16 protein-coding genes are annotated in these 20,057 nt (G+C 33.0%); 8 read left to right on the top strand and 8 right to left on the bottom strand.

Annotated features, from left to right (window positions below; all coding sequences use genetic code 11):
• Positions 1 to 188: 188 nt before the first annotated feature.
• Entirely contained in the window at positions 189 to 3,047 is a 2,859-nt protein-coding gene (gene leuS / locus B4A23_RS16465) for a leucine--tRNA ligase (protein ID WP_291121502.1), read from the bottom strand.
• A gap of 110 nt (positions 3,048 to 3,157) precedes the next feature.
• Between leuS and B4A23_RS16460 the strand changes: the two genes are divergently transcribed.
• Positions 3,158 to 3,568 carry a hypothetical protein gene (locus B4A23_RS16460; protein WP_291121499.1) on the top strand — a complete coding sequence of 137 codons (411 nt, stop codon included), beginning with the start codon at positions 3,158 to 3,160 and terminating at the stop codon, positions 3,566 to 3,568.
• Here the strand turns inward: B4A23_RS16460 and B4A23_RS16455 are convergent.
• Together B4A23_RS16455 and B4A23_RS16450 are read right to left on the bottom strand one after the other, a co-directional pair.
• Positions 3,565 to 4,593 (bottom strand): sensor histidine kinase, encoded by a 1,029-nt coding sequence (locus B4A23_RS16455; RefSeq protein ID WP_291121496.1) that lies wholly within the window; start codon positions 4,591 to 4,593, stop codon positions 3,565 to 3,567. The genes B4A23_RS16460 and B4A23_RS16455 overlap by 4 nt on opposite strands.
• Before the next feature lie 9 nt (positions 4,594 to 4,602).
• On the bottom strand, positions 4,603 to 5,283 hold the full coding sequence (locus B4A23_RS16450) for a response regulator transcription factor (protein ID WP_280061925.1): 681 nt from the start codon (positions 5,281 to 5,283) through the stop codon (positions 4,603 to 4,605).
• Between the two features lie 148 nt (positions 5,284 to 5,431).
• Here B4A23_RS16450 and B4A23_RS16445 point away from each other — a divergent pair, with 148 nt between their 5' ends.
• The 5 genes from B4A23_RS16445 (at position 5,432) to B4A23_RS16425 (ending at position 11,534) form a co-directional block, all read left to right on the top strand.
• Complete coding sequence (locus tag B4A23_RS16445) at positions 5,432 to 8,239, top strand: TonB-dependent receptor domain-containing protein (RefSeq protein WP_291121493.1); 2,808 nt, start codon at positions 5,432 to 5,434, stop codon at positions 8,237 to 8,239.
• Positions 8,240 to 8,274: 35 nt separating this feature from the next.
• Positions 8,275 to 9,441: a hypothetical protein gene (locus tag B4A23_RS16440; RefSeq protein ID WP_291121491.1), complete on the top strand. Its 1,167-nt coding sequence runs from the start codon at positions 8,275 to 8,277 to the stop codon at positions 9,439 to 9,441.
• Positions 9,442 to 9,637: 196 nt separating this feature from the next.
• A complete protein-coding gene (locus tag B4A23_RS16435) occupies positions 9,638 to 9,964 on the top strand; it encodes an iron-sulfur cluster assembly protein (RefSeq protein WP_038336809.1) in 327 nt (108 codons plus the stop codon).
• A 58-nt stretch (positions 9,965 to 10,022) separates the two neighbouring features.
• On the top strand, positions 10,023 to 10,994 hold the full coding sequence (locus B4A23_RS16430) for an SPFH domain-containing protein (protein WP_280061922.1): 972 nt from the start codon (positions 10,023 to 10,025) through the stop codon (positions 10,992 to 10,994).
• A 162-nt stretch (positions 10,995 to 11,156) separates the two neighbouring features.
• Complete coding sequence (locus B4A23_RS16425; protein ID WP_291121489.1) at positions 11,157 to 11,534, top strand: hypothetical protein; 378 nt, start codon at positions 11,157 to 11,159, stop codon at positions 11,532 to 11,534.
• A 64-nt stretch (positions 11,535 to 11,598) separates the two neighbouring features.
• Here the strand turns inward: B4A23_RS16425 and metG are convergent, their stop codons facing one another.
• Positions 11,599 to 13,635, bottom strand: coding sequence for a methionine--tRNA ligase (metG, locus tag B4A23_RS16420; protein ID WP_180905497.1), 2,037 nt, complete (start codon positions 13,633 to 13,635; stop codon positions 11,599 to 11,601).
• Positions 13,636 to 13,730: 95 nt separating this feature from the next.
• Between metG and B4A23_RS16415 the strand changes: the two genes are divergently transcribed.
• The gene (locus B4A23_RS16415; protein ID WP_180905496.1) at positions 13,731 to 14,255 is read left to right on the top strand and encodes a GNAT family N-acetyltransferase; all 525 of its coding nucleotides are present in this window, start codon (positions 13,731 to 13,733) and stop codon (positions 14,253 to 14,255) included.
• 12 nt (positions 14,256 to 14,267) lie between these two features.
• Positions 14,268 to 14,489, top strand: coding sequence for a hypothetical protein (locus B4A23_RS16410; protein ID WP_291121486.1), 222 nt, complete (start codon positions 14,268 to 14,270; stop codon positions 14,487 to 14,489).
• A gap of 54 nt (positions 14,490 to 14,543) precedes the next feature.
• On the opposite strand, the gene B4A23_RS16405 is transcribed toward B4A23_RS16410, so the two are convergent.
• The 4 genes from B4A23_RS16405 to B4A23_RS16390 form a co-directional block, all read right to left on the bottom strand.
• The gene (locus tag B4A23_RS16405) at positions 14,544 to 16,880 is read right to left on the bottom strand and encodes a penicillin-binding protein 1A (protein WP_286501601.1); all 2,337 of its coding nucleotides are present in this window, start codon (positions 16,878 to 16,880) and stop codon (positions 14,544 to 14,546) included.
• Positions 16,881 to 16,886: 6 nt separating this feature from the next.
• The gene (locus B4A23_RS16400; protein ID WP_084106949.1) at positions 16,887 to 17,348 is read right to left on the bottom strand and encodes a gliding motility lipoprotein GldH; all 462 of its coding nucleotides are present in this window, start codon (positions 17,346 to 17,348) and stop codon (positions 16,887 to 16,889) included.
• Positions 17,332 to 19,005: a PSP1 domain-containing protein gene (locus tag B4A23_RS16395; RefSeq protein ID WP_291121484.1), complete on the bottom strand. Its 1,674-nt coding sequence runs from the start codon at positions 19,003 to 19,005 to the stop codon at positions 17,332 to 17,334. The genes B4A23_RS16400 and B4A23_RS16395 overlap by 17 nt, the downstream gene beginning before the upstream one ends.
• 86 nt (positions 19,006 to 19,091) lie before the next feature.
• On the bottom strand, positions 19,092 to 19,961 hold the full coding sequence (locus tag B4A23_RS16390) for an MBL fold metallo-hydrolase (protein WP_291121481.1): 870 nt from the start codon (positions 19,959 to 19,961) through the stop codon (positions 19,092 to 19,094).
• Between the last annotated feature and the right edge of the window lie 96 nt (positions 19,962 to 20,057).

Below are 20,057 nucleotides of genomic sequence, written 5' to 3'. Positions count from 1 at the left end.
AGTTTTGATTAAAGATAGTATAAAAAATAAAATCCTCGCAATTGCGAGGATTTTATATTGGTATTTTGAAACCGTCAATTCGAGTGAAATTCTGAAAGAATTTAGTATCGAGAATAAGGTTTTAAAATTCTGTTCTCGATACAATTTTTATACATTTCATTTCTAAAAATCACTCGAACTGACGAATTTTATCCAACGATATTAATGATTTTTCCAGGAACAATAATGATGTTTTTTGGTGTACGATCACCCAATTGTTTGATTGTACGTTCGTCATTCATTACTATTTCTTGAATTTCATCTTTTGACAACGATAAAGGTAATTCTAATAAGAATTTCATTTTACCATTGAATGAAACTGGATATTCTTTTGCATCTGCAACTAACCATTTTTCTTCAAAAACAGGAAAATCTGCATGTGCAATTGACGTTTCATGTCCTAATTTTGACCATAATTCTTCAGCAATATGTGGTGCATAAGGAGAAATAATAATTGCCAAAGGCTCTAAAATTGCACGTTTAGTTGTTTTTAATTTTCCTAATTCGTTTGCAGCAATCATAAAAGTAGAAACCGATGTATTAAAAGAGAAATTGTTTACATCTTCATCCACTTTTTTGATGGTTTGATGTAAGACTTTCATTTCTTCTTTTGTTGGTTCATCTTCTGTGACGAAGAATGTTTCTTCTGCTCCTGAATGATACAATCTCCAGAATTTTTTCAAGAATGAATAAACTCCAGATAAACCTTGTGTATTCCATGGTTTAGATTGCTCAACTGGACCTAAAAACATTTCGTATAAACGTAAAGAATCTGCTCCATATTGATTACAAATATCATCAGGATTTAAGACATTGAATTTAGATTTTGACATCTTTTCAACTTCGCGTCCTGTGATGTATTTACCATCTTCTAAAATAAATTCAGCTGTAGCATAATCTTCGCGCCATGTTTTGAATTTTTCTGTATCTAATTCATCTCCTCCATCTTTCAACATATTAACATCGACGTGGATTGGAGTTGTTTCGTGTTGATCTTTTAAACCTTTCGAAACAAATGTATTTGTACCATTAATACGGTAAGCAAATGCACTCATTCCCAAAATCATTCCTTGGTTAATCAGTTTTTTTGCATATTCATCTGTAGGAACGAATCCTTTATCAAACAAGAATTTTTGCCAAAAACGAGAATACAACAAGTGACCAGTCGCGTGCTCAGATCCACCCATGTACAAATCTACATTTTGCCAATAATCAACCGCTTCTTTTGACACAAATTCGTTGTCGTTTTTCGCATCCATGTAACGTAACCAATACCAAGAAGAACCTGCCCAACCTGGCATAGTGTTCAATTCGATAGGGAAAATCGTTTCATTGTTGATTAAACTATTGTCTACAACTTCGTTTGTTGTTGTATCAAACGCCCATTTTGTTGCACGTCCCAATGGTGGTTCACCATCTTTCGTTGGCAAATATTCGTCAACTTCTGGTAAAATAATTGGCAATGCAGCTGTTGGAATTGTATAAGGCATTTCGTCCTTGAAATAAACCGGAACTGGTTCTCCCCAATAACGTTGACGAGAGAAAACAGCTTCGCGTAAACGGAAGTTTGTTTTTCCTTGTCCAAAACCTTTTTCTTCTAAAGCTTCAATTGCTTTTGCAACCGCTTGTTTATAATCTAATCCGTTTAAGAAATCAGAATCTTGTAATTCGAAACCACCTTTTTCTGTAAAAGCAGCTTCAGAAATATCTTTCCCTTTGAAAATATTAATAATTGGTAAATCGAAATGATTTGCAAAAGCAAAATCACGCTCATCACCAGCTGGAACAGCCATTACAGCACCAGTTCCATAAGAAGCTAATACATAATCACCAATCCAAATCGGAAGTTGTTTTCCTGTGAAAGGATGAATGGCATAAGCGCCTGTAAATTCTCCTGTAATATTTTTAGCATCTGCTAAACGATCTCTTTCAGAACGTTTTGAAGTATAATCGACATAAGCATCAACTTTTGCTTTGTGCTCTGCAGTTGTAATTTGAGAAACCAAAGGATGCTCTGGCGCTAAAGTCACGTAAGAAACACCAAAAACAGTATCAGGACGAGTTGTAAATACTTCGATTTTATCACCGTCGAAATTAGAAATTTGAAATTCGATACTTGCTCCAGTCGATTTACCAATCCAGTTTTTTTGTGATTCTTTGATCGGATCTGGCCAATCTAATTTATCTAAACCTGTTAATAAACGATCAGCATAAGCCGTGATACGCATCATCCATTGTGTCATTTTTTTTCGCACAACAGGGAATCCTCCACGCTCAGATAATCCGTTAATCACTTCGTCGTTTGCTAAAACAGTTCCTAAATCTGGACACCAGTTTACTTCTGCTTCTGCTAAGAATGTTAAACGATATTTTAATAAAATTGCTTGTTGTTCTTTTTCAGAATAGGCATTCCATTGCTCTGCTGTAAAGATTTCGATATCATCATCCGCCACAGCGTTTACATTCGCATTACCTTCAGTTTTGAATGTTTCAACTAATTTAGAAATTGATTCAGCTTTATCAGTTGAATTATCATAATATGAATCAAATAATTGATTGAAAATCCATTGTGTCCATTTATAATATTCAGGTTCCGAAGTTCTGATTTCGCGATCCCAATCGTATCCCAAACCAATTTTTTTCATTTGGTTTTCGTATCCAGCAATCACATTTCCTTGTTTATCAACTCCACCTTCGATATTCGTTGTTGTTGTAATCGCAGGATGTTGACCTGTTTGAATCGCATATTGTTCCGCAGGCAAACCAAAAGAATCGTAACCCATTGGGTGTAAAACGTTGAAACCCTTTAATTTTTTGTAACGAGAATAAATATCAGACGCAATGTATCCAAGTGGATGGCCTACGTGTAATCCAGCTCCAGAAGGGTAAGGAAACATATCTAATACGTAAAATTTAGGTTTTTCTGATTGATTTTCAGCTTTGAACGTCTTTTCTTCAATCCAAAATTTTTGCCATTTTGGTTCGATTTCATTCGGATTATATTGCATTATTGGAAGTTATATTAAAATTAAATTTATGCAAATTTACATTTTTTATGTATCTTTTAGGATAGAATGGCGATATTTGTACATTAACAATCAACAACTAAACCAAATCCATGAAAAAAGAATTGATATTATATTATATCGGTATCCTTATTTTTTTTACTATCCTTATTTTTTCTGTTAGACATATCGTAAATACAACACGTGTTTTTGTGGGGTACGAAGATGGCTTTAATCCTGTTAATATCAAATGGGATTTTGATGAAAAGGATTCAACACTTCGTGTCAAAGATCCTATTTATGTCAGAAATGATTACTATTTGATTGACTATAAAGACAAAGAATTCTTAAAAAAAGATACAATTCTTTATGCTGAACTTTTTGAGGATTCGTTAGCTGTAAAAGGAAATGTACTGAATTTGAAACCTCCTTATTTCTTATGGAAAGAGGCTAAAAATGACACGTTGAAAGTTTTTAAGCACAACATTACCTTGAAATTTACTAAGAAGCAAGAACAATATTAAGCCTTCTGTAAATAAAACGAAAAAGTAGAACCTTTTCCTATTTTACTTGTCACATAAATTTTCTGTTTATGGGCTTCTAAAATATGTTTTACAATTGCTAAACCGAGTCCAGACCCGCCATTGTTACGATTTCGAGATTTATCAATTCGGTAAAAACGTTCGAAAATTCGGTCAATGTCTTCTTGTTTTATCCCAACACCTTGATCTTTTATCGAGATTTGAATTTTATCATCATATTCTTCAAAATCGATGTCAATTTCTGTATTTGGATTTGAATAATTGATGGCGTTTACAATCAAATTAATCAAAACTTGTTGTATTTTCTGAATATCACCTACAACTTTTATCGGTTGATGAATAGGATAATTTAGTGAAATTTTGATGTTATTTTTTTCAGCTTTAATTTCTAATAAATCAATCACATCTTGTACAAGTGCCGTCAAATTGAAAACCGAAAATTCGATATTGATTCGTCCACGTTCAAGTTCTGCAATCATGTCCAAATCTTTGACCAAATAAATCAATCGATCAACCGATTTATTGATTCGGTTTAAGTATTTATCACGAATAGATTCATCTTCAACTCCGCCTTCTATCAGCGTTAACAAATAACCTTGTACCGAAAAAAGAGGTGTTTTTAATTCATGTGAAATATTCCCTAAGAAATCTCTTCTGTAATTTTCTCGCTCATGCAAAACATCAATTTCTTTGGATTGATCTTCTGTAATTGTAGAAATTTTTTGAGAAAGTTCTTCAAAATCCATTGTACTGGATTGAAATTGTGGAATATTTTTCGAGATTTCAGTAAAATCTTTTTTTCGTTGATTTTTTAAAGAAAACCAATAAAATATTGATAATCCAATCAATAAAAGAAGCATTAAACTGATGAAAAATAGTTTTTCTTGGAGAATAAAATCAATATTTCCAAACCATAAAAAAGAGAACAAAACAAATCCTAAAGCCAAGAATAATGTACTGAGAAAGGCAAATAGAAAAATGTTTTGAACTTTGAAAGTTGAAGCCATTACGAGCTTTTAGTCATTTATTTTGTATCCAATTCCTTTGATTGTTGAGAAACGATCGTTCCCAAATTTTTCGCGTAATTTGCGCATATGTACGTCAATTGTACGTCCACCAACTACAACTTCATTTCCCCAAACTTTCTCCAAAATTTCTTCACGCTTGAAAACACGTTCTGGATTTGAAGCCAACAAAGCAATCAATTCAAATTCTTTTCGAGGTAACAAAAAGTCTTGCCCTTGGTAATTTACTTTATAGGTTTCGCGGTTAATCTCGAAATTATTCAATTTGATAAATTCGTCTTTTGGCGCTTCGTTAGGTTGTTTTAATTTCAATAAAGCATTTAGTTTACTAATTAAAACTTTTGGTTTGATAGGCTTTAAGATATAATCATTTGCACCAGCATCATAACCAGCTAATTGAGAAAAATCTTCGGCACGAGCAGAAAGAAAAACGACCAAAGTATCTTGAAAAGAATCTAATTTTCTCAACTCTGCACACATTTCCATTCCGTCCATTTGTGGCATCATTACATCTAATAGAATCAAATCTGGGCGAAAAATTTTGGCTTGTTTCAAACCTTCTAATCCGTTTTGAGCTGTTTCTACTTCAAAACCTTCTTTTTTTAAGTTGTAACCAATGAATTCTAAGATATCTGGTTCGTCGTCAACTAATAAAATTTTAATGTTCTTCATAATTGTTTGTAATAACTAAATAAAATTAGTCGATGTAAAATTAAGCTTAAATTTTAGGAGAAATTAGGTAAAAACATTTCTTAACATTCATTTAAAGTTACGATAATTTCATAACAATTACCTAACAAAACCTTTACAATTTCTAAAAATGTTTTTCATTGGATTGCAGCAACTTTGCCATCAAACAAACACGAATTATACAATCGCAATGAAACGCAATTTAACTTTACTTTTATTATTAGGTTCGGCAGCACTTTTTGCACAGACTAATATTAAATTAGAAGGAACTTTATTTGATCAAAAAACAAACCAACCACTTTCTGAAAAAACTTTTGTGGTTGAAGGATTAAATATTCAAGCAAAAACAGACGATAAAGGTCACTACGAAATTTCAGTTCCAGATGATACCTACCAATTAGATATTAAAGTAGACGGTTATCAATCTGTTTCTCAAAATTTATCAGATTCGAATACATTAAATATGTATTTGAAACCAGAAGATTTAAAAGATACAAAGATTGATTTATCTACAGCTGTTGTAACAGGTAGAAAAGATAAATCTGGAGAAGCTTCTTTACTTAATATTCAGAAAAAATCTGTAAAAATGGTAGAGAATATTGGTGCAGCAGAATTGGATCGTAAAGGTGTAAGTGATGCGGCTTCGGCAGTTGCGAAAATGGCTGGTGTTACAAAACAAGAAGGTACAGGAGATGTTTTTGTACGTGGATTAGGAGATCGTTATAATTATACTTCATTGAATGGTTTACCAATTCCGTCAGAAAATCCTAGTAACAAGAATATTAAATTAGATTTATTTCCAACAGATGTTATTGATTACATTTCATTGAGCAAAACATTCAATGTAAGAATGATGGCTGATTTTGGAGGAGCAAATATCGATATTGCATCAAAATTATACGAAGGAAATGGTTTATTAGAAAGCGGAACAGGATTAAATTTGAATTCTAACGCGATTACCAATAAAAACTTCAATTTGCAAGATGGACCAAATTGGTTTGGTTTTCAAAAAACAAAAATTCCAGCAAATGCAACAACTGGATATCACTTTACAAATAGTTTCAATCCTCAATCTAAATCTGCTGTAGCGGGAGGTTTCAATATAAAAGGAGGAAAAAGTTACAAGTTTGAAAACGGAGCAAAATTCGGATTCTTTGCAACAGCTGCTTTTGATAACTCAGCGCAAAGTATTGAGAAAGGTTTAGCACGTTCTGTTGATGCTCAAGGAAATAATTTGAAAGGTTTCAATGAGTACACAAAAGATAGTTATAATACGAATACAACAGGAATGGTGAATTTGTATTATGATTTTAATCCAAATAATAGATTAAGAGCAAATAGTATTTTTATTAACAACACTTCTCAAAGTTTACAAGAATACAAAGGATTTATTAGAGATTTAGCGGAAGATAATAATGGATTTATTCGTAGAGGAACTTATGAAAGAAACCAAGTTTTTGTCAATCAATTATTAGGAGATCACAGATTAGATGATAAATCTGAGTTTCATTGGGGCGTTTCTTACAATACAGTGAAACAAGATATGCCAGACCGTTTGCAAAATACAATGCGTTTGGATAAGCAATCTGGACAATATGTGTTAGCTTCTCAAGACGCTTCGTTAAGTAACCGTTATTATCAAAATCTTAATGAGAACGAGGTTTCTGCTAACTTGGAATATAACCGAGTTTTTGGTGGTGATTTGAAAGACTATAAAGCTAAAATTTCTATTGGATACCAAGGTAGACATAAAGAAAGAGATTTTGAAGCGAATCAATTTAACTTCAAAATTTTGAGAAGTGGAATTCAAGTTGACCCAAATAATTTAGATGCTTTCTTCAATCAATCAAATTATGGTTCAGGTTTCGAAATTACAACATTTGATATCAAATCTGACGGAAGCTATAGATCGCAAGTTTACAGTGGACAAAAAGATATACAAGTAGGTTTTGCTGAGGTAGAATATAATTTTACAGATCGATTAACAGCTGTTTTGGGCGTTCGTGCAGAATATCTTAAACAAAGTATTGATTGGTACACAGCTTTATCACAAGGTAAAAATTCTTTCGATCAATTCGAATTATTACCAAGTTTGATGTTACGTTATAAATTAACAGATAACCAAAACTTACGTTTTGCAACATCTAAAACATATACACTTCCTCAATTTAAGGAAACAGCTATGTTTGTTTATGAAGATGTAACAGAAACTTTCCGTGGGAATCCAATGTTATATCCATCAACAAATTACAATGCGGATATTAAATGGGAATGGTTCCCGAAAAGTGGAGAAGTAATCTCTTTGGGAGGTTTCGGAAAATATATTCAAGATCCAATCAATACAACAACAATTGCTTCATCATCTAATGATATTTCCTATGCAAATACAGGAGATTGGGGATATGCAGTTGGTGCAGAATTAGAAGTTAGAAAAGCAATTTTAGATAATAAAACATCTAATCCAGAACAATTAACAGTTGGGTTTAACGGTGCTTATATGTATTCTAATCAAGAGTTAAACAATGAAAAAGTATACAAAGAAACTTTGTTTAATGGACAACGAATCAATACCAACTTTACAAATGCAGAAGATGCATTTACGGGAGCTTCAAAATTTATTACAAATGCAGATTTATCTTATTCTAAGAAATGGGCAAGTGGAGGAAGCGTAATGGCAACTGTGGCTTACAACTATTTCTCTGATCGTATTTATGCGCTTGGAACTGAAACAAGAGGAAATCAAGTAGATAAAGGATTTAGCACATTAGATTTCATTTTACGTTCGAAATTGAATAAAAATATCGGGATCAATTTTTCTGCTAAAAACTTATTAAATCCTACAATAGACCGTGTACAAGAGAATTTGAATGGAGATGTAAAAACATTAAGTTATAAAAAAGGAATGAACTTCGGTTTATCTGTTAACTATCAATTTTAAAACAAAATAAAACAAACACAATAAAACATTTAATTATGAAAAAATCAATTTTAAAACTATTTTTAGTAGGAGCATTTTCTACATTAGCCTTAACAAGCTGTAGTAATAACGATGATAATGGAGACATTAATACAAATCCTTCTGGGTTTGTTGCGAATCCTGCTGATTTTAAAGGTGAATTAAAAAGTGGAGATAAAATTACTTTAGATCCATCAAAAGTATATTATTTAACAGGGAAAATTCAAGTTAACGACGGAGCTGAATTAACAATCCCTGCTGGTACACAAATTGTTGCAAACGGTGGTACATCTTCTTATATTGCAGTTGCGCAAGGTGGTAAAATATTTTCTAACGGAACTTCTGCTAAACCAGTTGTATTTACATCAGACAAAAAAGCACCAGGTTCTTGGGGTGGAGTAGTTTTATGTGGTAAAGCACCAATTAACAAAGCAAAAACAGCTACTGCTGAGGTTTCTGAATTAACATATGGTGGTGATGTTGCAAATGATAATTCTGGTACAATAACATATACTCGTATCGAATACGCTGGAGCTATTTATAATTCTGAAAAAGAGTTTAATGGACTTTCTTTATTTGGTGTAGGTAACGGAACTAAAATTGAATATGTACAAATGTATGCAGGTTCTGATGACGGAATCGAATTCTTTGGAGGAACTGTTAATACTAAATATATCGTATCAAATGAAAACGAAGATGATCAATTTGATTGGACTGAAGGTTGGGTTGGTACAAACGAATATTGGTACGGAAAAGAAGGTCGTAGTAAAGGAAATAGAGGTATAGAGGCTGATAACAATTCAAGTAATCATACTTTAACTCCAATTGCAAATCCTACAATTAGATATGTTACTTTAATAGGTTTAGGTAAAGATTATGTAGGAGAAGGAGAAAACCAAGCAATGAAATTACGTGTTGGTACAAAAGGAAAATTTGAGAATTTTGTTTTAGCAAACTGGGCTAAAGGTATCGATATCGAGCATGATGCTACAATTTCTTGGATTCCGAATGATTTATTCTTGAAAAACGTTCAATTCATAAACGTTGGAGTAGAAGCTACAGGTAAATCTTCTGCTGGTACTGCTGTAGATGTATCGAAAGCTTATGCAAAAGCAGATAATACTGGAGCTGGAAATGGTGTAGATACACCAACTTGGGCAAAAGGATGGACAGTAGGTTTATAATTAAAACTATATAATGATTAAACTTTTCTTATAAAAAAGTTCTTCGTGTTTGTAAATCGCTTTTTTGGGTTCTCCAAAGAAGCGATTTTCTTCTATTATAACTATTTTATTTTAAGTCATTAAAAATAGTTATTTAGAAAAATTCCACGTAAGCTAAACTATTTGTACATTTGCAGAACAATAACAGTTGATAACAATGGCATTAACAGAACAACAATTAGATTCGATTGGTGAAAAATTGGTTGAAAAATTCAAAACAGTTTACGATCCAGAGATTCCAGTTGATATATATGAATTGGGATTGGTTTACGATGCACAGGTGAATGCAGATGGTGAAGTAAAAGTAACCATGACCCTTACATCTCCAAACTGTCCCGTGGCTGAAAGTTTACCTCTAGAGGTAGAACAGCGCGTAGAAGAGATAGAATATGTAACGAAATGTTACGTAGAAATTACGTTCGATCCACCTTGGGATAGAGATATGATGAGCGAAGAAGCAAAATTCGAATTAGGAATGTTATAACTTAACATTCCTAATTTTTTTTGTATCTTAATCCAACAAATTCAAAACACTAAAACTTATGGGATATTTAGGCGTGATCGTTTTTCTTGGAATTATTTTCCTTTTTTTATTCGTCTTTACAGTAAAACAACAAACTGCGGTTGTAATCGAGCGTTTCGGGAAGTTTAATAGTATTCGTAATCCAGGATTGCAATTCAAAATTCCGATTGTAGACAGAATTGCTGGAAAAATGTCTCTTAAAATTCAACAATTAGATGTTGTTGTCGAAACGAAGACAAAAGATGATGTATTTGTTCGATTGAAAGTTTCTGTTCAATATCAAGTCATCAAAACTCAAGTTTATGATGCATTTTACAAATTAGATAATCCTTATACACAAATTACTTCTTTCGTTTTTGACGTTGTTCGAGCTGAAGTTCCAAAACTTCGTTTAGATGATGTTTTCGAGAAGAAAGATGATATTGCAGTTGCTGTAAAAAGTGAATTGCAAGAAGCAATGAATTCATATGGTTACGAAATAGTCAAAACATTGGTAACCGATATTGATCCAGATGAGCAAGTAAAACATGCGATGAATCGTATTAATGCAGCTGAACGTGAAAAATTAGCGGCGCAATATGAAGGTGATGCTGCACGTATTTTGATTGTAGAAAAAGCAAGAGCCGAAGCAGAATCGAAGCGTTTGCAAGGACAAGGTATTGCAGATCAGCGTCGTGAAATTGCAAAAGGTTTATTGGAATCGGTTGATGTATTGAATGGAGCAGGAATTACGTCGCAAGAAGCTTCTGCGCTAATTGTGGTGACGCAACATTATGATACATTGCAAGCGATTGGAGAAAAATCTGGAAGCAAATTAGTTTTGTTGCCAAATTCACCAACAGCAGCTTCGGAAATGCTGAATACAATGGTAACTTCGTTTACCGCAGCACATGAGTTGAATGAACATCAAATAACAAAAGAAGATAATCCGGCTCAACGAAAAAATAAACCAAATCAAGGCGATTCGTTTACTTTTCCAGAACATCCTTAGAAAATTTTTTTAATGATAATTAACGATTTAAATAATCAAGTCGTAAGAATTAACGATTTTAATTCGAATTATATCTCTTTAATTTTTGAGAATATTAATTATCGTTTTGATTTTCTTGGTAAAAAGGAAGCTTTCTTAAAAGAAAAAAATGAATGTAAGTTATTGTTGTTTTCTGATCATCCATTATTAATTGATTACAATGAAAGTTTTTTAGAAATTTTCTTAAATTCAAAACCACAAAACATAGATTTTTTTCTAGAAAATATAGAGAGGATTATTCATAATAGAGTTCTAGGCTTTCGAAAATTAAAAGATTATTTAAACAAATCAAATTTAGATTTTGAAACTTTTTTAAAGAATATAAATGAAGGAAATGGTAAATTTCTGAATGCTCCATTTTCAATAATTGATGAGATAGAGAAATTTTTTATCGAAAATAATATCAAATTTAAAACTTTTGGAGAGCCGAAAAAGTTTGAAAATCAGCTATTAGTTTTAGATAATCAATATGTTATTGCAACTGAATTTAAATTAAAATAAAAACAAAAGCCACTTCATCGAAGTGGCTTTCTAATATCTCAATACTTATATCTAAAATCTAAGTCTACCCAACTTGAACACCGTTTGGCGTTTCTTCTTCTGGATTTACAAACGTTAATTTTCCGTCTGCTTTATCAGCGAATAATAACATTCCGTTCGATTCGATTCCACGAATTTTACGAGGCGCTAAATTTGCTAAAACCATTGCTTGTTTTCCAACGATTTCTTCTAACGTAAAATGTTCTGCAATACCAGAAACAATTGTGCGAACGTCCATTCCTGTATCTACTTTTAGTTCGAATAATTTATCTGCTTTTTCAACTTTTTTCGCTTCTAAAATAGTTCCGATACGGATATCCATTTTTTGGAAATCGTCAAAAGAAATCAATTCTTTTTGAGGTTCTGCGTTTGGATTTGTCATATTATTTTTGACTTTACTTTCGTTTAATTTATTGATTTGTGCTTCGATTGCTTCGTCTTCAATTTTCGCAAAGATTAGTTCAGATTGACCTAATTGATGTCCAGCTTTTACAAATTCGTCTGTTGATTCTAAATCATCCCAACTCATTTTTTCTACATTCATCATAGCCAACATTTTTTCAGAAGCGAATGGAATAAATGGTTCTCCCAATTGTCCTAATGCCACAGCAATTTGCGTCGCAGCATACATAATTCCTTTTACAGCTTCTGGATCATCACCTTTTTTCCAAGGTTCTTGCGCTTGTAAAAATTGATTTCCAAGACGAGCTAAATTCATATATTCTGTCAACGCAGCACGGAATTCATATTTCTCTAAATGATCACCAATGCGCTTTGCAAAATATTTGATTTCAGTTAATTCTTCAAATTCAATTGTTTTTGCAGGAACAATTCCTTCGTAATATTTGTGAGAAAGCACCATTACACGGTTAATAAAGTTTCCTAAAATTCCAACTAATTCAGAATTATTCTTCGTTTGGAAATCTTTCCACGTAAAGTTATTGTCTTTATTTTCAGGCATATTTGCCGTCAACACATAACGCAATGTATCTTGTTGATTCGGGAAATCTTCTAAATATTCGTGTGCCCAAACTGCCCAATTACGAGAAGTTGAGATTTTATCATCTTCTAAATTCAAGAATTCATTTGCAGGAACATTGTCTGGCATAATGTAATCGCCATGCGCTTTCATCATTGTTGGGAAAATGATACAGTGGAAAACGATATTGTCCTTTCCGATGAAATGAACCAATTTCGTTTCTTCATTTTGCCAATAATCTTTCCAGTTTTTACCGTTTTTCTCTGCCCATTCTTGCGTGAAAGAAATATAACCAATTGGCGCATCGAACCAAACATACATTACTTTTCCTTCAGCTCCATCAACAGGAACAGGAATTCCCCAGTTCAAATCGCGTGTCATTGCACGAGGTTTTAAACCATCATCTAACCAAGATTTTACTTGACCATAAACACTCGATTTCCAATCATTTTTGTGACCTTCTAAAATCCACTTTGATAAGAAATCTTGATATTGATCCAATGGTAAATACCAGTTTTTTGTTTCTTTTCTGATTGGAGTATTTCCAGATAAAGCAGAACGAGGATTAATCAATTCTTCTGGGCTTAATGTAGAGCCACATTTTTCACATTGATCGCCGTAAGCATCAGGATTACCACATTTCGGACATTCACCACGAATGTATCGATCCGCTAAAAATTCGTGCGCATCTTCATCGTAAAATTGTTCCGTAACATCTTCTGTAAACTTGTTGTTATCATACAACGTTTTGAAGAAATCTTGAGCAACTTCTCTGTGTTTATCTGATGTTGTACGAGAATAAATATCGAACGTCACACCAAAATTAGCCAATGTATTTTTGATGTTTTCGTGGTAACGATCAACAATGTCTTGAGGCGTAACGCCTTCTTTTTTGGCACGAATTGTAATTGGAATACCATGTTCGTCAGAACCTCCAATAAATGCTACATCTTTTCCTTTTCTTCGTAAAAAACGCGCATAAATATCAGAAGGAACGTAAACACCTGCCATGTGACCAATGTGCAATGGTCCGTTAGCATAAGGTAAAGCCGCTGTAATTGTATATCTTTTTGGTTGACTCATTTGCTTAAAATCTATAAGCTACAAAGATACGATTTGTTGTTTGTTTTGTTAAAACCTTTTTCTAATTTTATAAGGTTAATCAATTGATAGTTGGAATGTTTGTTAGAAAAGAGGAGGAAAAAGATTATAATCAGGTTTTTGAATTGATTGAAAAAGCTTTTGAAAATGAAGAATATAGTGATCATCGTGAACAATTTTTAGTTGAACGATTACGAAATTCTGATGGTTTTGTTCCTGATTTGTCTATTGTTTTTGAAATGAACGGACTTATTGTTGGTTACGTATTATTGACAAAGATTAAAATTAATCATTCTAATTCTTCGTATGATTCTTTAGCGCTTGCGCCAGTAGCGGTTCTGCCTAATTATCAAGGAAATGGAATTGGTGGCCATTTAATAGAATTTGCGCATAAGAAAGCGAGAGAATTAGGTTTTGAATCGATTATTTTATTAGGACATCCAACTTATTATCCTAAATTTGGTTACAGAAAAGCATCTGATTTTGATATTAAGTTACCTTTTGATGTTCCAGTTGAAAATTGTATGGCAATTGAGTTGGTGGAAGATGCGCTGAAAAATGTAAATGGAATGGTAGAATATCCGAAAGAATTCTATCAATAATAAATATTTCTTATGGAAGAAAACGCTGCTGTAACGCCAGATGAGGTGGTAACGGATACAATTACGAACTTATTTACGTATGCTAATTATTTTTTGGTTGCAGCGCTTGTTGTGTTGTTAACGTATATGACGATTCGAGATTTTAAGAAAAAACAACGCGAAAAGAAATTGGCACAAGAACGTGAAGCGTACAACAATCAGTTTGATAACGAAGACGAAAAAGAAGAATTATAAATCATAAAAATAGCCACTCAATTTTGAGTGGCTATTTTGTTTATATCAATTTAATTATTGACCTTCTTCATCAGGAACTTCATAGTTTTCGCCTACGCTTTCACTACCACTTCCTTCGATAATTGGGCCTGGATCATACATTTCATCATATTGATGGAATCCGTATGTATTTGAACAATCCCAGTGTTTTTCAATGTCCTTAGGTTTGTCAAATTTATCTCCAGCTGTTACGCCAAACTTTCCTCCTTCTTTGTAAACGCCTTGCATATAGTAAGCCCAAATAGGTAAAGCTGTATTGGCTCCTTGTCCTGTGGCTGTACTTGCAAAGTGAGCAAATCGGTCTTCTGCACCAACCCAAACTCCAGTAACTAAATTTGGTGTTAATCCCATAAACCAACCGTCAGAGTTTTCGTTTGTTGTACCTGTTTTACCAGCAACTTCCGCTGTGATGTTATATCTATTTCTAAGACGCGAACCAGAACCTCTTTCTACAACACCTTTCATCAAATCAATCATAGTGTATGCTACGTTTTCATTAACAACTTCTCGTGTTTGAGGCGTATAATCTTTGATAACTTTTCCTTGCTTATCTTCTATTCTTAAGATTAATTGGGGTTTAATGTAAATACCACCATTTGCAAAAGCACTCATTGCACCAACCATTTCATACAGTGATAAATCGGCAGAACCTAATGCAATTGTAGGATCTTTTACGATTGGAGATTCAACACCAAGGTCACGAGCCATTTGAATTACAGGTTCTGTACCTGTTTGCATAATCAAACGAGCAGCGACAATATTTGTTGAATAAGCTAATGCAGTTCTTAAATCTTGAGATCCACCATATTTACCGTTAGCATTTCGAGGAGACCAATTTCCTGGAATTCTCTCATTAGAAACGGTATGACAAGGTGTTAATCCTAATTGATTAATCGCTGTTGCATAAACAAATGGTTTGAACGTAGAACCTACCTGACGACGCGCTTGTTTTACGTGGTCAAATTTGAAATAATTCCAATCGATTCCTCCAACCCAAGCTTTGATTGTTCCATCTTTTGGATCCATTGACATCAAACCAGCTTGTAAAATATGTTTGTGATATTCGATTGAATCCATCAACGTTTTCCCTTTTTTGTACTGAATTCCGTTCCATGTAAAGAACTGAACAGAGTCGCGAGGTGTATTGAAAACAGTTTCGATTTCAGCTTCAGATTTTCCTTCGGCTTTCATCTTTTTGTACAAATCTGTACGAGCCATTGCTTGCTTAAAGATTTGCGTTCTTTTTGCAGCAGAAATATTATAAAATGGAGCTAAACTACGTCCACGTTGCTCTCCAAAGAATTGATCTTGTAAAACTTTTAATTGTTTTTTAACCGCTTCTTCAGCTAAATTCTGCATTCTTGAGTCTAATGTTACATAAATTTTTAAACCATCTTTTTCAAGGTTATAAGATTTTCCTGTTTCTTTCTCATAATCAACCATCCATTGTTGAATTTCCTTTCTCAAAGCAGATTTGAAATATGCTGAATGTGATTCATCATGTTTCATAATATCTTGCTTATCTGTAACCAAAGGCGCATTTTGCGCAGCTTCTCCTTCAGCTTGAGAAATCTTGTTGTATTTCATCATTTGCTTTAAGACAAGATTTCTTTGCTTTTTAGAAACTTCAGGATATTTTACAGGATTATACGCTACCGGATTTTGAAACATCGAAACTAATGTTGCAGCTTCATCTAAATTTAATTCTTTCGTTGTTTTGTTGAAATAAACTTTAGAAGCAGATTCAATTCCTTTTGCATTATAAATAAAGTCGAACTTATTGAAATACATTGCAATAATTTCTTCTTTTGTGTACAATTTTTCTAACTGAACAGAAGTTACCCATTCTTTTAATTTCTGTAAAACACGTTTTACTTTATTCGAAGAAGGATCTTTTGTGTACAATTGTTTTGCTAACTGCTGTGTAATAGTAGAACCACCTCCAGATTCTCCTCCAGAAGTAATTGCACGAGCTGCTGCTTTAATGTCTACACCTGAGTGATCAAAGAAACGAACATCCTCTTTTGCTAACAATGCGTCAACCAAATGTGGTGGTAAATCTTTGTAATCGACTGGTGTTCTGCGTTCTGCTTCGAAACGATCTAACAAAACACCATCAGAAGAAATAATTTCTGATGAAACATAAATATCAGGATTTTCTAAATCGCGTACATTGGGAATTTCACCTAACCATCCGTTAGATGTCGCCCAAAAGATTCCGAAAATTCCTAATACGGCACAAAAAAACAGTACCCAAATGGTAACGATTATTTTTTTGGCTAATGAAAAGCTATTGAACTTCTTTTTTGCTTTAGAAGTTGTGCTTGTTTTAGGATTTTTATTGTTTTCCATTCTGTATTATTCAGCTTTATCAACAATCAAACTAATGTCTTCGATTCCTTTCAAATTCTTTGTTCGCATACCTTGCCAAACTTTTAGTTGATAGCGACCAGAGTCTTTTATTGGTAAATTTTCGCGATAAACCAACATCATTTCTTTTGTTGTCATTCCTTTACCAATCCAGCTTCCATCAGGATTTGCAATGTAATACTGTAAGGTATCAATCATTTCATTTCCTTTAGGATCGATGAATTTCGTGAACAAATATAAGTTACTATATTCATACGACGTATTATTTCTTAACACAAATCCAATGTTAACAGCCGAAGGTTTAGGATCTTTTACATCAAACGTAAAGGTTTGAGGCTGATTACTCTTCCATTCGTCTTTCACATCTTTTGTGTCTTGATAATAATGTTTAGCCTCGCAACTAAACAATAAAAAGACTAAAATAAAAAGCAAACTACTGTTGCGTATCATCTGGTTTTGGCCCACGATTAAATCTTTTTTTATTTCGATTCTTCGATTTATTTGGATTCGGTTGAGAATTATTTGCTTTATTCTCGTCCTTAGTTTTCGGTTTTTGCTCAGCATTTTGATTATTTTGCTGAGGTTGTTTTTTTGGTTGTTGAGTTGACTGATTAGCCTGATTTGTTTGATTATTTTGTTGGCTATTATTGCTCGGATTATTTGGTTTTCGCTTTTGTTGATTGCGATTGCGATTATTTCCTTGCGGCTTTTGCTGATCAGTATTTGGTTGAGCTTGTTGCTCTTTCGCCTGAGTTGGCTGTTGCTTCTCTTTTGGCTGATTTTGTTGTTGCTGATTCTGATTAGGATTCGAATTTTTGTTCGGTCTATTTTGATTATTCTTTTTAGACTGATTTGGATTCTTTCCCTGTTTATTTTCAGGACGATTTACTTTTTCTTTCGCTTCGTTAGGCTGTTTTTGTTTTGCCTTCTGAGGTTTCAGATTATTAGCATTCGCCGCAACTTTTTCGTTTCCAGAATTTTGATTATTCTTAATTCTTTTACGTTTTTTGTTTTGTTTTTCTTTACGTTCAAAACGTTCTAAAGAATCTTCACCAATTACATCTGCAAAATCTGGTTTCGATTCCTCTACATTTTTAGCTAAATCTTCTAAAGGTTCAGTTTTTTGACCTTTTGCAGTGATTGCTAAAAACTCTTGAATATCGTCTACCGAAAATTTGTACCAAACAATTCCTCCTTTGTCATAAGCAAACCACATTTCTTTCTTGAAAACGTCTATTTTAACACAATGTGCCCAACCTTTTTCAGTCTCGAAACGGCTTTCCATTGACGGAAAACTATTTAATGCATCTAAATATGAATCTAATTCAAAATTTAAACAACATTTTAATTTACCACATTGTCCAGCTAACTTTTGCGAGTTAATTGACAATTGTTGATAACGTGCCGCAGCAGTACTCACAGAGCGGAAATCTGTTAACCAAGTTGAACAACATAATTCGCGTCCACAAGATCCAATTCCTCCAACTTTTGCTGCTTCTTGACGATATCCGATTTGTTTCATCTCAATTCTTACGCCAAATTTACCTGCGTATTCTTTGATTAATTGACGAAAATCGACACGTCCTTCTGCTGTGTAATAAAATGTAACTTTCGCTCCATCTCCTTGGTACTCAACATCACAAATTTTCATTTCCAAATTAAGGTTTTTCGCCATAATTCGAGAATCAACCATTGTTTGTTTTTCTCTATCACGAAACTCTACCCAAGTTTCTATATCTTTTTGGTTCGCTTTGCGATAAACCTTCTTGACATCTTCCGTAGTCCACGAAAGATTCTTTTTTTTCATCTGGATTCTAACAAGCTCACCCGTAAGTGTAACAACCCCAATATCATGACCAGGTGTTCCTTCAACAGCGATTACATCGCCAATATTTAGAGATATGTTGTTTTCGTTTTTATAATAAAACTTTCGATCGTTTTTGAAACGAACTTCCACAAAATTGAACTTTTCTTGTCCATTTGGAAGTTGCATATTCGATAACCAATCAAAAACTGATAATTTTCCACAACCATCAGTGCCACAAGCACCATTATTGTTACATCCTTTCGGAAGGCCATTAGAAGTTCCACAAGATCCACATCCCATGCTTCTATAATTTTTTTAAATGACAACACAAAGGTATGAAAATATTTTTCTGAATTTGTGAAATCATTTCGGTTATGAAATTGATTTTAAATTGAATCAAAAACTTCTGAAAATGAATAGGTTTGATCTAATCTTACACCTTTTTCTGTTAATTTTAACGTAGCCAATTCGTTGACATGATCGTGTTCGAAAAACAAAATATATTCATTTTCGACTGCTTTTTGTAAAAACGTTCCTTTTTCTTCAACTGTTATTAAAGGTCGTGTGTCAAACCCAATTACATAAATTAACGGGATATGTCCTACAGTTGGGATTAAATCTGAGATATAAACTATTTTTTTGCCTTTGTATGTAATAATTGGCAACATTTGTTTTTCGGTGTGTCCATCCACAAATAAAATATCAAAACCAAGTGGAGAATTTTCTAAAATAGATCCATTTTGAGGTAAATCAATCAAATTAAGTTGTCCACTTTCTTGTAGAGGTAAAATATTTTCTTTCAGGAAAGATGCTTTTTCGCGAGGATTTGGATTTACAGCCCAATCCCAATGATTCGCATTTGACCAAAATTTTGCGTTTTTGAATGAAGCTTCTAAATAATCTTTCTCTTTGTTGTATTGAATTGCACCACCACAATGATCAAAATGTAAATGAGTCAAGAAAACATCAGTAATATCATCGCGATGAAATCCATGTTTGGCTAAAGAATTATCCAAAGTTGCATCACCCCATAAATAATAAAAACCAAAGAATTTTGCATCTTGTTTAGTTCCGATTCCTGTATCAATCAAAATTAATCGTTCGCCATCTTCGATTAATAGACATCTCATGGCAAGATCTATTAAATTTCTATCATCAGCAGGATTGGTTTTATTCCAAATCGATTTTGGGACAATTCCGAACATTGCACCGCCGTCTAATTTAAAATTTCCTGTTTCTATTGTATATAATTTCATTTTTATGTGGTTTTATTTTGTTGAATTTTCGTTTTACGAAGATAAAAAATAGAATATTATTTAAAATAAATATCTATTATAGAATTGAACGACTTA

This window comes from Empedobacter sp. UBA7248 (genome assembly GCF_002472945.1).
Classification (GTDB): domain Bacteria; phylum Bacteroidota; class Bacteroidia; order Flavobacteriales; family Weeksellaceae; genus Empedobacter; species Empedobacter falsenii_C.
The sequence above is the reverse complement of the archived record's forward strand: the minus strand, read 5'-3'. Positions and strand labels throughout refer to the sequence as shown.

What these genes read in the sequence shown, in the direction of transcription:
- leuS (WP_291121502.1), bottom strand. Translation starts at nt 3,047, where the DNA reads ATGCAATATAATCCGAATGAAATCGAACCAAAATGGCAAAAATTTTGG.
- B4A23_RS16460 (WP_291121499.1), top strand. Translation starts at nt 3,158, where the DNA reads ATGAAAAAAGAATTGATATTATATTATATCGGTATCCTTATTTTTTTT.
- B4A23_RS16455 (WP_291121496.1), bottom strand. Translation starts at nt 4,593, where the DNA reads ATGGCTTCAACTTTCAAAGTTCAAAACATTTTTCTATTTGCCTTTCTC.
- B4A23_RS16450 (WP_280061925.1), bottom strand. Translation starts at nt 5,283, where the DNA reads ATGAAGAACATTAAAATTTTATTAGTTGACGACGAACCAGATATCTTA.
- B4A23_RS16445 (WP_291121493.1), top strand. Translation starts at nt 5,432, where the DNA reads ATGTTTTTCATTGGATTGCAGCAACTTTGCCATCAAACAAACACGAAT.
- B4A23_RS16440 (WP_291121491.1), top strand. Translation starts at nt 8,275, where the DNA reads ATGAAAAAATCAATTTTAAAACTATTTTTAGTAGGAGCATTTTCTACA.
- B4A23_RS16435 (WP_038336809.1), top strand. Translation starts at nt 9,638, where the DNA reads ATGGCATTAACAGAACAACAATTAGATTCGATTGGTGAAAAATTGGTT.
- B4A23_RS16430 (WP_280061922.1), top strand. Translation starts at nt 10,023, where the DNA reads ATGGGATATTTAGGCGTGATCGTTTTTCTTGGAATTATTTTCCTTTTT.
- metG (WP_180905497.1), bottom strand. Translation starts at nt 13,635, where the DNA reads ATGAGTCAACCAAAAAGATATACAATTACAGCGGCTTTACCTTATGCT.
- B4A23_RS16415 (WP_180905496.1), top strand. Translation starts at nt 13,731, where the DNA reads ATGTTTGTTAGAAAAGAGGAGGAAAAAGATTATAATCAGGTTTTTGAA.
- B4A23_RS16410 (WP_291121486.1), top strand. Translation starts at nt 14,268, where the DNA reads ATGGAAGAAAACGCTGCTGTAACGCCAGATGAGGTGGTAACGGATACA.
- B4A23_RS16405 (WP_286501601.1), bottom strand. Translation starts at nt 16,880, where the DNA reads ATGGAAAACAATAAAAATCCTAAAACAAGCACAACTTCTAAAGCAAAA.
- B4A23_RS16400 (WP_084106949.1), bottom strand. Translation starts at nt 17,348, where the DNA reads ATGATACGCAACAGTAGTTTGCTTTTTATTTTAGTCTTTTTATTGTTT.
- B4A23_RS16395 (WP_291121484.1), bottom strand. Translation starts at nt 19,005, where the DNA reads ATGGGATGTGGATCTTGTGGAACTTCTAATGGCCTTCCGAAAGGATGT.
- B4A23_RS16390 (WP_291121481.1), bottom strand. Translation starts at nt 19,961, where the DNA reads ATGAAATTATATACAATAGAAACAGGAAATTTTAAATTAGACGGCGGT.